11 protein-coding genes are annotated in these 13,307 nt (G+C 64.4%); 8 read left to right on the forward strand and 3 right to left on the reverse strand.

Annotated elements, in window-relative coordinates:
• The first annotated feature begins 496 nt into the window (after window positions 1–496).
• The 3 genes from PV761_RS09950 to PV761_RS09960 all read left to right on the forward strand — a co-directional run bounded on the left by PV761_RS09950 (window position 497) and on the right by PV761_RS09960 (window position 4,870).
• On the forward strand, window positions 497–2,023 hold the full coding sequence (locus PV761_RS09950; RefSeq protein ID WP_347896325.1) for a recombinase family protein: 1,527 nt from the start codon (window positions 497–499) through the stop codon (window positions 2,021–2,023).
• A gap of 158 nt (window positions 2,024–2,181) precedes the next feature.
• Window positions 2,182–2,373 carry a hypothetical protein gene (locus tag PV761_RS09955; RefSeq protein WP_347896327.1) on the forward strand — a complete coding sequence of 64 codons (192 nt, stop codon included), beginning with the start codon at window positions 2,182–2,184 and terminating at the stop codon, window positions 2,371–2,373.
• A gap of 361 nt (window positions 2,374–2,734) precedes the next feature.
• A complete protein-coding gene (locus tag PV761_RS09960) occupies window positions 2,735–4,870 on the forward strand; it encodes a DUF262 domain-containing protein (protein WP_347896329.1) in 2,136 nt (711 codons plus the stop codon).
• A gap of 359 nt (window positions 4,871–5,229) precedes the next feature.
• On the opposite strand, the gene PV761_RS09965 is transcribed toward PV761_RS09960, so the two are convergent.
• Window positions 5,230–5,700: a hypothetical protein gene (locus tag PV761_RS09965; protein WP_347896331.1), complete on the reverse strand. Its 471-nt coding sequence runs from the start codon at window positions 5,698–5,700 to the stop codon at window positions 5,230–5,232.
• A 63-nt stretch (window positions 5,701–5,763) separates the two neighbouring features.
• Window positions 5,764–6,858 carry a PIN domain-containing protein gene (locus PV761_RS09970; RefSeq protein WP_347896333.1) on the reverse strand — a complete coding sequence of 365 codons (1,095 nt, stop codon included), beginning with the start codon at window positions 6,856–6,858 and terminating at the stop codon, window positions 5,764–5,766.
• A gap of 303 nt (window positions 6,859–7,161) precedes the next feature.
• Here PV761_RS09970 and PV761_RS09975 point away from each other — a divergent pair, with 303 nt between their 5' ends.
• On the forward strand, window positions 7,162–8,442 hold the full coding sequence (locus PV761_RS09975) for a hypothetical protein (RefSeq protein ID WP_347896335.1): 1,281 nt from the start codon (window positions 7,162–7,164) through the stop codon (window positions 8,440–8,442).
• 336 nt (window positions 8,443–8,778) lie between these two features.
• On the opposite strand, the gene PV761_RS09980 is transcribed toward PV761_RS09975, so the two are convergent.
• Window positions 8,779–9,165 (reverse strand): helix-turn-helix transcriptional regulator, encoded by a 387-nt coding sequence (locus tag PV761_RS09980; protein WP_347896337.1) that lies wholly within the window; start codon window positions 9,163–9,165, stop codon window positions 8,779–8,781.
• A gap of 252 nt (window positions 9,166–9,417) precedes the next feature.
• Between PV761_RS09980 and PV761_RS09985 the strand changes: the two genes are divergently transcribed.
• From PV761_RS09985 to PV761_RS10000, 4 genes are all read left to right on the forward strand, one after another.
• Complete coding sequence (locus tag PV761_RS09985) at window positions 9,418–9,792, forward strand: hypothetical protein (RefSeq protein ID WP_347896339.1); 375 nt, start codon at window positions 9,418–9,420, stop codon at window positions 9,790–9,792.
• 99 nt (window positions 9,793–9,891) lie between these two features.
• Window positions 9,892–11,694 (forward strand): hypothetical protein, encoded by a 1,803-nt coding sequence (locus tag PV761_RS09990; RefSeq protein WP_347896341.1) that lies wholly within the window; start codon window positions 9,892–9,894, stop codon window positions 11,692–11,694.
• Window positions 11,691–12,686, forward strand: coding sequence for a hypothetical protein (locus PV761_RS09995; RefSeq protein ID WP_347896343.1), 996 nt, complete (start codon window positions 11,691–11,693; stop codon window positions 12,684–12,686). Before PV761_RS09990 ends, PV761_RS09995 begins: the two co-directional genes overlap by 4 nt.
• Before the next feature lie 37 nt (window positions 12,687–12,723).
• A complete protein-coding gene (locus PV761_RS10000) occupies window positions 12,724–12,996 on the forward strand; it encodes a hypothetical protein (protein ID WP_347896345.1) in 273 nt (90 codons plus the stop codon).
• The last annotated feature ends 311 nt before the right edge of the window (window positions 12,997–13,307 follow it).

The raw sequence follows: 13,307 nt of genomic DNA on the forward strand, positions 1-13,307 counted from the left end.
CACACGTTGTTACTCCTTACATGGCAGGGCGGGACGCACTACCTCCCCGTGATCTTATCCGGGACGGTGCGGCGGTTGTTTTTCCCTCACCGCGTCACGCGAGGGCAGTCTTCCTCCATGCCCCGATAAGCGCACTTACCAGAGACCCGCTGGCAAATGTCCCGAGTCTTGTCGCGGCCACACCCCGCCGGTTGTTCCCCGCTCGCGCCGACTCACTTTCGACTCCACAAGACTGCCTGGCTTGGCAGCTGATTCGCCTCTTCACTGACTGAGAACCCGCTAAGGTTCCCGCCGGGGGGTGCCTGACCGATCGCGGCCAACCGAGCACGCCGGACCAGGAATCCCCACCGGACGCGTACGAAAGCCGCTGAGGGCTCGCTCGCCGGACCAGGTCAGGGTCACCGCGCTGGGGGCGGACGGCAGTTGCCTCCACCCAAAGTTCCGACACCCATCTCGCAAACCTTCTCCATGTACGGGTCAACTTTAAGATGGGTAAGTGGAAGCCAAGGAACCCGTCCTGAGAGAGTACCTCCGCGTGTCCCAGGACCGCTCAGGGACCGGCAAGAGCCCCGGACAGCAGCACGACGAGATGGCGACAGCAGCACGACAGAAAGGCTGGACCCTCCATCCGCGGCCGTACCGTGACACCGACCGCAGCGCCAGCAGATACGCCAGGAAGGCGCGCGAGGGGTTCGCCGAACTGATGGCGGATCTCGAGGACGGTACTTTCGACGCCGACATGCTCGGCATCTGGGAGTCCAGCCGCGGCTCCCGCAGGACCGGTGAATGGATCGACCTGATCGAATTCTGCGCCGATCGCGGCGTGCTGATCTGGGTCATGACGCACAACCGCGTCTACGACCCTCGCAATGCCCGTGACCGCCGGAGCTTACGCGAGGACGCCTCGGATGCCGAGTACGAGAGCGACAAGACCAGCGAGCGGCTGCTGCGCAACATGCGCGCCAACGCCATGAAGGGCCGGCCTCACGGGAAGAACATATACGGTTACGAGCGCGTGTACGACCAGGTGACCCGGCAGCTCGTTGAGGTAGTCGAGCACCCGGAGCACGGACCGATCGTGCGGGAGGCGGGCAAGCGGATCCTCGCCGGCGAGACCTACTACTCGGTCGCGAAGGACTTCAACGCCCGCGGTATCCCGCCGCGGCGGTCCTCGTTCACACAGCGCCGTCGCGTCCTGGGTTGGACACCTCCGGCCATCAGGCAAATGCTATCGATGCCCGCCTATGCCGGGTTGCGGCAACACCAGGGGAAGGTACTCCAGGACGTCGAAGCGGTGTGGCCGCCGCTGCTCGAACCGGACGAATGGCACAGGCTACAGGGAGTCATGGCCGGGCGGAGCCGGCAGAAGACGAACAGCTGGCCGGCGAAACATCTGTTGGGCGGCATCGCCGAGTGCGGCGTCTGCGGTGCGGGTATGCGGATTGGCAAGCAGAACAAAGGCCGGCCTCGAATCGATAAAGAAACCGGCGAGAAACTGCCGCAAGAGCACTACAACACCTACTTATGCCAGGGCGCGCCTGGGAAGACGGGCTTCCACGTGGCCATGAAAGAGGACCACTTGGACCTGCTCGTCACCGAGGTCGTGCTGGCGCGGATCCAGCGCCCGGACTTCCTCGCCCGGGTCGGCCAGCAGGACGACGGCGTGGACGCTGAGCGCGCCGCTCTGCTGGAGGAGATCCGAGGCCACCGGGAATGGCTGGAAGAGGTCCGTGCGGAGGCCGAGAGGGTCCGGAACCTCAGCGCCCTGTTCGACCAGGAACGCCGGGTTGCCCCAAAGATCGAGGCTGCGCAGAAGCGGCTGGAGTCGTTGGCGGCGACCGACCCGCTGATCATCGAACTCGCTGGCGCGGACGACGTTGGAGCGCGTTGGGAGGACCTCTCCCTGATTGACCGGCGGCAGGTGATCCGGCTGCTTGTCACACCTAGGATCGGCCCAATCGGCGAGGACTGGAAAGGCCGGAAGGGCATCAACCGCGAACGTGTGTCGTTCGCGTGGAAGTAAGAAATTGTCGCTACTCGCGACTAAAATGATGAGGACAGACGACCGAGAGTGTCGCCGCTCCGACGTGGGCGGTTGGTCGAGGCGGTGGGCCCGCCTCGTGCAAGACCTAGCAGCGGGTGCGCCGCGCGAAGCACTCCTTCATTCGAAGGAGAACGCGCATGGCCGCACCCGCGACCACCGAGAAGCAGGACACCCAAGCCGAAGAGCCGCTGAAAGAGTGGGCGAGGCGCATCGCCGCCGAGGCTCCCCCGCTCTCCGATGATCAGTTCCACCAGCTGCACGCCCTCTTCGTGGGCGGGTCAGCCCGGCGAGGACGAGGAGTCCAAAAGCCCGAGCGGAGGGCGGCCTGACCTCCCAGCGGAGCGTGAATCAGCCCGGGACGATCTACGCCTGGGTTTGTTCGCGTCTCCGGGCTGGCAGGCCGCCCAACATGGCCCGCCATCGGCCCTGAGTGCTGGTTCGGTTTAGGGAAGCTCACGGCCAAAACATACCGTCACTGGCCGACAAGGGGGCTTGAGTCCCGGGTCTCGTCGTCGCCGCCATATACGCGGGCAGTTCCGCTGGTTCAAAAGGAGCATCTGAATTGGAGTAGAAGAACCCGTCCAGCTCCCGGCTGAAACGCGCGATGCTCGAACTGTTCCACGCGACACGCTGGCCTTGAAAGAAAAGGACTGACCGCAATGGTTGGACCCTTAAGGCAGGCTTACCTTCGTGGAGACTTTCAAGCGGACGCCGCTACAGCTGTTCAATTTGCCGCAGCACTTCGTCATACCCCTGTTCCAGCGCCCCTACGTCTGGAAAGAGGATGAGCAGTGGGAGCCACTGTGGAAAGACATTCGGCGCGTTGCAGAGCTGCGCATGAGCGAGCCCCACCTGGCACCAAAACACTTCCTGGGAGCCGTCGTTCTCCAGGCACAGGAAGCCGAGAGCGCACGGCTCACCACATGGAATGTCATCGACGGCCAGCAGCGACTAACGACGCTGCAGCTGCTCGCCGACGCGACGTGCGCCATCTTCGCCCAGGCAGGGCTTTCGAAGCACGCCAGTCAGTTGGAAGGCCTGACGCACAACTCCGAGAGCTTCATCGAGGAAGACGAAAGCCCGCTCAAGGTTCGGCACCTCAATAATGATCACGACGCCTTCCTGGAAGTCATGACAGCGGAGCCACCGATCGACCACTCTGACCTCAAGCACCAAGAATCCCGGATCGTTCATGCGCATCGGTACTTCACGACAGCAGTCACCCAGTGGCTCGGGAACCCTGGCACAGACGAGTTTGCGGCGAAGGCCAAAGAACTCGCTCGCGTCCTGCTCGATGACCTGCAGCTGGTGACCATCGAGCTCAAAGCGTCCGAGAACTCGCAGGAGATCTTCGAGACGCTCAACGCCCGCGGGACTCCCCTGACGGCGGCGGATCTGATCCGGAACTTTGTGTTCCAGCGGCTTGAAGCTGAAGGCGGAGACACCAGGAAGGCCTACCGCGAGGACTGGCCCTTCGAGGCCAGGTTCTGGACGAAGGAGGTCAGCGTCGGTCGCTACCTCGTGAGCCGAAGCTCGCTCTTCTTCAACCAGTGGTTGATCTCTCGTACAGGTGAGGAGATCAGCCCGCAGTCGACGTTCACCAGATTCAAGTCGTACGTCGAGCACACAGCCGGGCACAAGATGGTTGACCTGCTCGCCGTGATCAAGCAGCAAGCTGCGTTCTATGAGTCGTGGACGGAAGCCTCGCTCAGGCCTGACGGCAATCTCGGCGCTGTCGAGATGGCTTTCCACCGCATGAATGCCGCTGGCATAGAGCTTCTTAAGCCACTCATGCTCTGGCTGTACGAACCCGGCAGGGATCTTCCACAGCACGTTCTCGACGCCGTGATCCGTGTCGCAGAGAGCTGGGTCATCCGTCGGCAACTGCTTCGCCTCACGGGCTCCGATCTCGGCCGCATCGTTGCCGATGTTATCCACGCCAACTCCGATGTCGAAGTCAGCGAACTGGTCGAGCGCGTCACCGGGTACCTCGCCCGTCTCAATGTCTCAAGCACGTATTGGCCTGGGGACGACGAGATCAGGGTGGCGCTCAAGGATGAGCCCGCCTACCGCCGTTACCCACGCCCTCGCCTGCGCATGTTCCTGGAGGCGATCGAGAACCACTTCCGCGCCGAAACCAAGCAGGCACAAGTCGTGCGATCCGGGCTTCCTATCGAGCACATCCTTCCGCAGAAGTGGCAGGACAACTGGCCACTGGACACACCTGAAGAACAGCAGGACCGTCAAGCTCATGTGCACCGCCTCGGCAACCTGACACTCCTGACCTCTCCCCTCAACTCGAAGGTCTCCAATGGCCCGTGGCCGGCCAAACGCCACGCGATGCTCAAGCACAACACGATCAGTCTGACCGGGCGCGTGGTCGCGGACACCGAAGGAGAAGTGTGGCGTGAATCGCTCATTGACCACCGGACAGAGGTCCTGGTCGAAACGCTTCTCAGGGTGTGGCCTGTCCCCGACGGACACAAAGGTCAGGTAGTCGACCCCCAGGCCAAGGCGGAAGATTGGGTCCAGCTCAAGCACCTGATTGCTGCTGGTCTCCTTTCCTCGGGCGACAAGCTCATCGCCACGCACCGCGACTTCAAGGGCGTCGAAGCGCTGGTCAGGTCGGACGGATCGATCGAGCTTGATGGCAAGCGTTTCACCGCCCCGTCATCGGCCGGCCACCACCTGCGCAAGAAGGCCACGAACGGCTGGTACTTCTGGGCTGTCGCGGACGGGCGTCGGCTGCGCGACCTTCGCGCGCAATTCCAGAGCATGTCAACTTCAGTGCCGGCCGACGCAGAATCAGACGAGGAAGGAAGCTGAACGCACGGAACTGCCTCGGACCAACTGACGCATCGCCAATGCCCTATGCGGCCGTGCCGCGGCTGGGGGTTCAAATCCCACCGTCACCGCCACGTAGAAGGCCCCGAGATCCTTGAGAAATCAAGGATCTCGGGGCCTTCGTCATTGACGGAGAAGCGATCTGACAAGGATCTGACAAGACTTCTGGGATGGTACTGACTCTCAACGTGACGACATTGAAACCGCTCTGTCCAGGCACAATCGCGTTCCGCATCGCCCCGCCCTTCGGAGCAGGATAGTCCGAGAGGTGCCGGCATCCCCGGACACCAGATGTCGCGGCCTACAGGATTCCTTCTCCGAATGCGCATCGTGCGCAAGCCTCATGGCTCGGAGTAAGTCACGCGTTCGACGTCCCTAAAGATGGCATGAGCAGGCTCGTGCCTGATCCAGCCGATGCCGTCCCAGAACTTCCTCGATTCGACGCCATCGTTCAAAGCAGTCAGGCGTGGCAGCGGGTTTTGGTCCCGGATCGCCTGAATCGCCGCGCGGCCAATGCCCTTGTGGCGCATGGGGACCGCGACTTCGAACGCGAGGATGTCGAGCTGCCCGTGCGGGAGGTCGCCGAGAACAGGGTCCGCACGCGCGCCTGTCATGACGTACTTGCAGCGCGCGACTTCTCGATCGCCGAGCACGAACGACACCCAATGGTCTTCGATTGGCGGTTCGCTCTCGTACTTGTCCCGCCACCACAGCATCTGGAAGTCGGAAGAGCTCTCGTAGGTGGGGGTCCAGTACCGGCGCTTGCGCACGGGCGTCCTGCTGACCATCTGGAGACTCTCGATACCACTCATTGAGCGACTGTACTCGATCCCGTGCCAGCACCTCGGACTGGCTGCCGCCTCTTCCTCGCGACCCTACGATCCTGCGGCCGACGGCTGGGCCTCTTCCTTGTCGTGGAGCTCAATACTGGTCACGACTGGGTCGCGGCCGCTAACGTCCAGCTCGACGACGGCTCGAACTGTAATCGAGGCATCGGCCTCGAAGTAGTGACGGTTGAGCTCCGAACCGACGTGAAATGGCTCATCGTCGCCGCCGAGCCAGTCTCCCTTGTAGATGGCCCCGTCGAGATACAGGTCGACATCCGCCGTAGCAGTGACATTGGTGCCGTCTTCCTCTAAGGCGAATGGGGTAGCCAGCTCGAGTTCGGAGATTTCAGGGTTCTCGAAGTCGGGCACGGTGAACTTGACGAAGTCGGGGTAGTCGTAGTCTCCCCCGTGCAGCAGCTGAATGCCGACTTCTTCGCCGGCCAGGGCGTAGACCGCCTCGGTCGCGACGTTCACCCGTGAAACTTCATCATGGGTCTTGATTACGGCCACAACATGGTTGAGCGCCTTGGCGTTCGCGATGCGCCCGTGGTCGATGCCGCGCGCATCGAAGTCCTCAAGGAGGTCCGGGTGGATCTTGACCGCCTCGCCTCTCTCGACGAAGCCGTTGTCAGCGGAGACGAACAAGAAGGTGTCCTCCGGGTCGGCCCCGTCAAGCACTGCAAGCACCGTTTCCCAGATCACCACGTCCCTGAAACCGAAGCTCTTCTTCTTCCGCTCCTGTTCGGTTTCGAGGAATGGACGTCGACGAGCCAGATCGCGTTCCACAAGCTTCTTGACGTCGATGTCGGGCGTGGGTTCCATCGAGACGCCGTCTCGGCCGAAGAGCTCGGCGAATGCCCCGTCGAATTCGCTGTCGATCCTCCCGAAGGTCGCCTTCAAACGGGCCTTGGACTCACTGACATCGAGGCCGGCCTTCTGCATCTCGTCCAATGCCTCGTCGGCCGTTTTCCACGCCTTCTCGGCTGCTTCACGCCGCTGGCGGAGGATCTCGTCGCGCACTACCTCCGGAACAATGAGTCGAATACGGCCTTTTGAGGCGAGGTCCACGAGTGCTCGGCCATGCTGGCCCGTCAGCCATGCGTCCGAGTGGAGGGCGTTTGTATCAAGCACGACGATGAGCATGAGGCCATCTTGCCCGGACATGTACAGTTCATGCGACTTCCGGTCGCAGACCTTCAATATGGATACGACGGACTGGAGGACTCCCCGCGCAACGATGCCCGAAAGCTATCGATCGCCGTGCAGAACGTTCCGGTCGGATCGTCGAAGGAGCGCAGCTAGGCCGGTCCGCGTCCGGTCGCCCGCCGTTGGACTGCCCGACGTGGGTGCTGGCGGGAGTATTGGAAAGACTTTCACCACCTCTGAGGTGTGCCGGGCTGCGGAACGCACTCGCTGCATCAGCACACTCCCAGATACCCTTCGAAGATGAGCGAAGAGCCTGACGACACGGTTGAGCCGGCCGACGAGGTAGAACTGATGCGAGACGGGGAGAACCTCCTCGTCGTCGGAAGCAGCAAACGTGCTGTAGAGGGCTTCATGCTCTCGGCTGGCCTGCTGGAACGTGCCAGGGTGATCACCTCCCAGCAGCTCGTGCCGATACTCCGCACTGCCTCAGAAGTGACCCAAACAATCGCGGACGAAGGCGCGGAATCGGGGTTGTGGGTCAAACTCACTGAGGAGTCGGCCCAGGCGATCAAGGAGTTCGGGCTCACTGAGACCGACGTCCCCGGCGTGGCCTACGCAATGGCGGGCCGCCCCGGCGACATCAAGCAGTGGCTGAAGATCAGCACCTCGACAGGTGCAAGGCTCACGAACCCCGGTATGCTCTCCGGCGTCGCCGGCGGGCTTGCGCAGGCCGCTAGCCAAGCCGAGGCCGAGCAGCTGCGGGCTCTGCTGGAGTCCTTGGACGCAAAGATCGATAAAGTGCTCCGCGGCCAGCGCGACGAGGTTCTCGGTCCTCTGAGGGGTGTTGAGCGGCATCTCCGCTCCGCTCAGACGTTCCTGCGGATTCAGGGCGAGGTCGACACACAGGAGTGGGACAAGATCGCCGGCGCTCCGCAGAGGATCCGGGAGATCCAGTCCACGGCGGTCGAGAAGCTGCGCGGCGTCGCTGCAGACATGGAGCAGCACAAGCGCGTCGGAGACCTCGACGCCCACCTGCCGGAGTTGAAAAAGCAGGTCGAGCTGTGGGTTGGAGTGATCGCACGCTGCTTCACCGCCCTGGACGAGTTCTCTGCGCTCGAACTGGAGCACACGGCGATGATCGCTCCGAGCAAACTCGACGCCAAGCGCCGGGCGATCCAGGAGGACCGGCGAGAGGCGATCATCGAGCTGTCCGACGGTGTCGCCGATCTGATGGGCCAGATGACGGCAAGCGCCGAGAGGGCCAATAAGAACGTGGTGGGGCACCCCAAGAAGTCGCCTAGGGTGCTCGGCACGATCAAAGAATCTCGAGGCTCGGTTAAGAATCTCTATGACGCGCTCGGTCTCGAGATCGACTGGGACGACATTACGGCAAAGCAGTGGCGGGCAGCGTTGCTCGAGGTCGAGCAGGTGAAGAACGCCCTCGCCGAAGGCGGGTCGGTCACCTGGGAGAAGGGCAAGCCGGTGCTCAGGGGGCTCGCCATCGCAGGAGTAACAGCCATTGCAGGCGCTTTGATCACCGGCAAGGGATCGCTAGGCGGCGACAAGACGCCCGAGGCCTGACGCGACTGGGGGCGTTGATCGTGGCCGATCAGCGATGCGGAACTCTTGCGGAAACCCCTGCGGAACTGCCACGCAGGCGAGTTCCGCAGGGGTTTCCGCAAAAGTTCCGCACGTGCATTTGCCCAGGTCACGTATGGAAGTCGGCCCGAAATTTGCGGAACTGCGGACGGAACCCACCTACTTCTCTCCTCACACGTTAGAAGAAGAGAAGGGTATTGGCTGAACCAAGAGAAACATGGGGGCGGAATCCGCATCCGCATGGCGTGCTCCCTCCCGACCGGCTGACTCGCCTCCCTGACCGAGCCCGGCCAGTCGGTCCAGCCTGAGATCTGGCGATCATTCTCCGCGCGACGCCATCAGCTCGGCGATTGCACGCTCAGCCGCATCGATAGAGGCCTGCGCACGCTCGAGTTCACCCTTTGCCTGGTCGAGCCGCCAGACGTACTCCGAGAGCTGTGACCGCAGCTCGTCGATCCGCTCATCGATCGCATCGCGATCCCGCAGCAGTGTCGCGAGCGGCACGCCGAGCTTCTCGGCGATCACTACCGCCTCGTCGAGCCGGGCCGGGCGATCGCCCTTTTCCATCCGGGAGATCGCACTGGCGTCGACGCGGTGATCAAGCGTGGCGGTGAGGTGATCTGCGAGCGCAGCCTGGCTGACTCCCGCGCGCCCTCGCTCGTCGCGGAGACGGCGGGCAAAGATTGGTCCCGGTAATGACGACATCTCGGTTCTCCTTATTCTCGAGCGATTCATGCATCTCAAGCATCTCATGTCGCAAATCACCTTGTACTGCGCGCATGCTGTGGATAGACTGATGGCAGGTGTTCATTCAATACGAGCGGCACCGACCGAGAGGCCCGGAGTGAGGGCGTCTGAACTCGAGAAATCGGGAGCCGAGCAAGACGGACTCGGAAGTCCCCGCAGCGGACCACGGAAACTGCGGACGGCGATTCATCGCATCTCAGGAGAATCGCAATGTCCGCTATCTCAGTTGCCACCACCCCCACCGATGCAGACGATCTCTCACTCACCTTGCATGAGGCATCTGTCGCGGGCTGGGGTCACACGCAGACGCTGCGTCGGCGTATCAAGGCGGGCAAGCTCCCCGCCGAGCGCGTCGACGACCGCGGCACGTTCATCGTGCGGCAGTCCGACTTGATGAGACAGCCCGATTTGGTGCGCCTGCGGAAGTCGAAAGGCCTGCCGGCGCTTCCCAGCGAGCGCCCTATCGCCGCTGTTCCAGCCGATCTCGACGACCTCGCTGCACTGGCAGCACGCATCGTCTCGACTTGGCCTCGACTCTCCGCTGAACGCAAGAGCGAGCTCAGCCGCCTCCTCGCGTCCGCGTGACGACATGAAAAAAGCCCCGCCAAAGCGGGGCTTTCCTCAAACCTCAACCCATCTGGATCGCGAGTTCGCACCTCGCATCTGACCCGAAGGGATACCCCCATGGTACCTGACCGTGAAACTCCGACCAAGGCCATCCACGGCGACCCCGAAGAGCTTCAGGCCTTCGCCCAGAGCACGAAAAAGCCTGAGAAGAAGTCGGCGGCGCAGCAGCTCGTCGAGCTGGCGCTCGAATGCTACGACCTAGGCGTCGACACCGACGACAAGCCCTTCGCCGTACGCAAGGGAGGCCACGTGACGCGCCCGCTCAAGGGCGGCAAGCGCTCGCTCCGGAAGGAGCTGGGCGGCCTCTTCTACCGCATGACCGGCAAGACCGCGTCCCAGAACGCGCTGGCCGAGGCGATGGACGTCCTCGAGTTCGAGGCCACAGAGAAGGAGCCGGCCGAGCTCGCCGTACGGGTGGCGAGGCCGAGCGACGGCGAGCTCTACGTCGACCTCGGCGACCAGACCGAACGCGTCGTCCGCATCACCGCCGCCGGCTGGGAGGTCCTCGACGGCAACACCGATGTGCCCGTGCTGTTCCGTCGCTCTGCCCTCACGCTCGCGCTGCCGACCCCGGAGCCAGGCGGCGATCTCGACCGGCTCTGGGACTTCGTCAACGCGCCTCGCGAGTACGACCGGCAGGTGATCCGCGGCTGGCTTGTCGGTGCCGTGATGCTCGTCGGGCTCCCGTGCCCCGTCCTGGCACTGCTCGGGGAGCAGGGCACCGCCAAGTCGAGCGCGATGCGCAGGACGTTCCAGCTCTTCGACCCGAGCAAGGCCGAGGTCCGGATGCCTCCCAAGGACGCGGGCAAGCTCCTCCACTCGCTGCACGGGTCGCGGACCACCGGCTTCGACAACCTGTCGTCGATCCCCAAGTGGATGTCGGACATCCTCTGCCAGGCCGTCACTGGCGGTTCCGACGTCGACCGGGCCCTGTACACCGACGACGAGCAGCGCATCATCGAGTTCCAGGGCGTGGTTGGCTTCACCGGCATCGACGTCGGAGCCCTCGCCGGGGACTTCGCCGAGCGGTGCGTCTGGGCCGACCTCTGCGTGATCCCCAGGACCGAGCGCCGCTCCGAGCGCGAGCTCAATGCGATGTGGGACGAGGCCTATCCGTCGATGGTCGGCGGCCTGTTCGACCTCGTCGCGAAGACGCTGGAGAGGCTCCCCGAGGTGGATCTCGCCGAGAAGCCCCGCATGGCGGACTTCGCCGAGGTGTTGGCCGCCGTCGACCTCGCCACAGGCGCGAACGGGCTGGAGCACTACGCCCGCTCGCAGGAAACAGTCTCCGAGGAAATCGTCGCCACCGACAAGTTCCTCTCCGCGATCTCCGTGCAGATCACCAAGCGCTGGGAGGGCACCGGCAAGGACCTGTACGCCCTGCTGCCGCGGCCGGTCGACGACAAGTTCTGGCCCGAGCAGAGGGGCGTCAGCGGGAAGCTCAAGAAGGTCGCTCCCGACCTGCGCAAGGCCGGCTGGGTGGTCGAGCAGGTCGTGCCCGACCCTCAGAGCAAGCGGCCGAAGACCTGGGTCCTGGTGCCTCCTGGAGCGGAGCGCGTCACGGCCTCGGACATCGCCGTCGTGCAGGCCGCGCGCGAGCTGCACGAGCTCGACGTTGCGCGGTGGACCGATCGGCTCGTCGCCGACGGCATGCAGCCCGAGAACGCTGGCGAACGGGCACTGGTCCTGCGTGAGAGTCCAAAGTTCCACGGAGACGCCGACCTCCAGGCGATGGCCCTGACCTCGCAGGCCATCGACCAGCGCCTCTTCGACGACTTGGACCGCCTGGGCCTGACTCTCGCCTCGTTCGACCGGATCGTCGCCGACCGCGGCGATGCTCGCGAGGGGACGCGGCGATGAGCCGCCTCGCCTCCCCGCAGGAGCTCTTCCCTGCGTTCTACGGCAACCCAGCGATTAGTGCCCTCGCCCGCGCGTCGCGATGGACGGTCTCGGGACGCCTGGGAGACGACGTGGGCGCAAAGGGCAAGGCCCCGATCGACATGCGGGCCCTGCTCGACATCGGCAGGGTGCGAGGGGCATGGTCGGTCGGCGACCAGTGCCTGGTCATGCTCGACGAGCTGACCGCTGCGCTGCCGAACGCGGCCAACGCGGCCTACTACTTGCAGGCGGCGGTCGATGGCCTGATGGTCATCGACGTCGAGCCGGACTGCCCGGCTGAGATCGCGGCCAATCTGCTCGCGCTCCCTGGGCTCCTGTACACGGAGACCTCGATGTCCGGCCATGGCTACCACCTCATGGCCGCGCTGCCGGACAACTTCCACCACTACGGCGGCGCGTCCTCCAAACGAGTGCTGAGAGAGGAGCACGGCTGGTACGAGCTCCTGCTCGAGCACTGGGTGACCTTCACCCGTCTGCCCGTCCACGAGGACACCTGGCCGCAGGTCGGCAGGCAGGACCTCGCGGCTGCCCCTTTCGCCTCGATCGAGCACCTGTACGCCTCGCTGGCGTCGAGGGCGAAGGCGTCGCCGAGCGCCTGCGCGACGATGGTGGGCACTGATGACGAGGCTCCGGAGATCAGGGGCGGCGAACAGATCGTCGAACGGACGCTGGAGGGCGCACGGCCGAGGCTGAAGCGCCTCGACGACTTCGGCGGCGACCGCTCGCGCTGGGAGTTCTCGATCCTCGGGACGCTCTTCCGGGAGATGCGCCGCCACTTGGTCGTCGTCGGCTTCCGGAGCTTCACCACGTACTCGTCAAGCGATCAGGCCTGGCTGCTCTACAAGGCGGCCCTGGAGACGATCCCGAGCCGAGCTAAGCACGTAGAGCGGCGCAACGGCCGACCGTTCCTGCTCGATCGAGCCGCCGCGATGGTCGCTGCAAATGCCCGATGACGTCCTCGGCAGTCCCCACCACGACGAAGGAGAAGAGATGTTCAAGAGCGAAGCCATCCTCTACGGCGACCGTGTCCCCGGCCACCCGCTCAGCGCGGTGCCCGCCGGCTGCTGGCGCAGGATCACGCTGACCTATCCCGATGGCGACGTCGTCGTCCTCGCCTTCGCCGAACGCAGCCCGGACTCGGACAGGAACTACCGCGAGACGATCCTGCGCACCCAGGTGCGCGCGCCCTCGAACGTGCGGTGCGTCGTGACGCGCGAGGACGGCACGACGTTCGAGGCCGAGACGTGGGGAGCCCCGCTGTGATCCCGGAACGCCTCCGCCATTGGGCGGACGGCGTCACCGCCCAGTTGGTCGCGGTCGAGATGCTGGTCTCGTTCGGCGCGGGCCGCCTCGTCGACGGCCCCTGGGTCCGTCCGGGAGGCTTCGGTTCGTTCTGGTTCGACCCTGACGTCGCCGCGGAAGCGGGCGGACATCTGAGCGGCGTGGAGCGCCGCGCGCTGGCCATCGCGTCGTCGCTCGCCAGCGCCGTGCACCCCGTCGACCTCAGCGATGCCGTCACGGGCCTCGACCCGACGCCCTGCGGTGCGTGCTCGATGCCCTCGTGTACGCGGGCG

Source organism: Arthrobacter sp. CC3, assembly GCF_039907775.1.
GTDB lineage: Bacteria > Actinomycetota > Actinomycetes > Actinomycetales > Micrococcaceae > Arthrobacter.

What these genes read in the sequence shown, in the direction of transcription:
- PV761_RS09990 (WP_347896341.1), top strand. Translation starts at nt 9,892, where the DNA reads ATGGTACCTGACCGTGAAACTCCGACCAAGGCCATCCACGGCGACCCC.
- PV761_RS09985 (WP_347896339.1), top strand. Translation starts at nt 9,418, where the DNA reads ATGTCCGCTATCTCAGTTGCCACCACCCCCACCGATGCAGACGATCTC.
- PV761_RS09955 (WP_347896327.1), top strand. Translation starts at nt 2,182, where the DNA reads ATGGCCGCACCCGCGACCACCGAGAAGCAGGACACCCAAGCCGAAGAG.
- PV761_RS09980 (WP_347896337.1), bottom strand. Translation starts at nt 9,165, where the DNA reads ATGTCGTCATTACCGGGACCAATCTTTGCCCGCCGTCTCCGCGACGAG.
- PV761_RS09970 (WP_347896333.1), bottom strand. Translation starts at nt 6,858, where the DNA reads ATGCTCATCGTCGTGCTTGATACAAACGCCCTCCACTCGGACGCATGG.
- PV761_RS09975 (WP_347896335.1), top strand. Translation starts at nt 7,162, where the DNA reads ATGAGCGAAGAGCCTGACGACACGGTTGAGCCGGCCGACGAGGTAGAA.
- PV761_RS10000 (WP_347896345.1), top strand. Translation starts at nt 12,724, where the DNA reads ATGTTCAAGAGCGAAGCCATCCTCTACGGCGACCGTGTCCCCGGCCAC.
- PV761_RS09965 (WP_347896331.1), bottom strand. Translation starts at nt 5,700, where the DNA reads ATGAGTGGTATCGAGAGTCTCCAGATGGTCAGCAGGACGCCCGTGCGC.
- PV761_RS09995 (WP_347896343.1), top strand. Translation starts at nt 11,691, where the DNA reads ATGAGCCGCCTCGCCTCCCCGCAGGAGCTCTTCCCTGCGTTCTACGGC.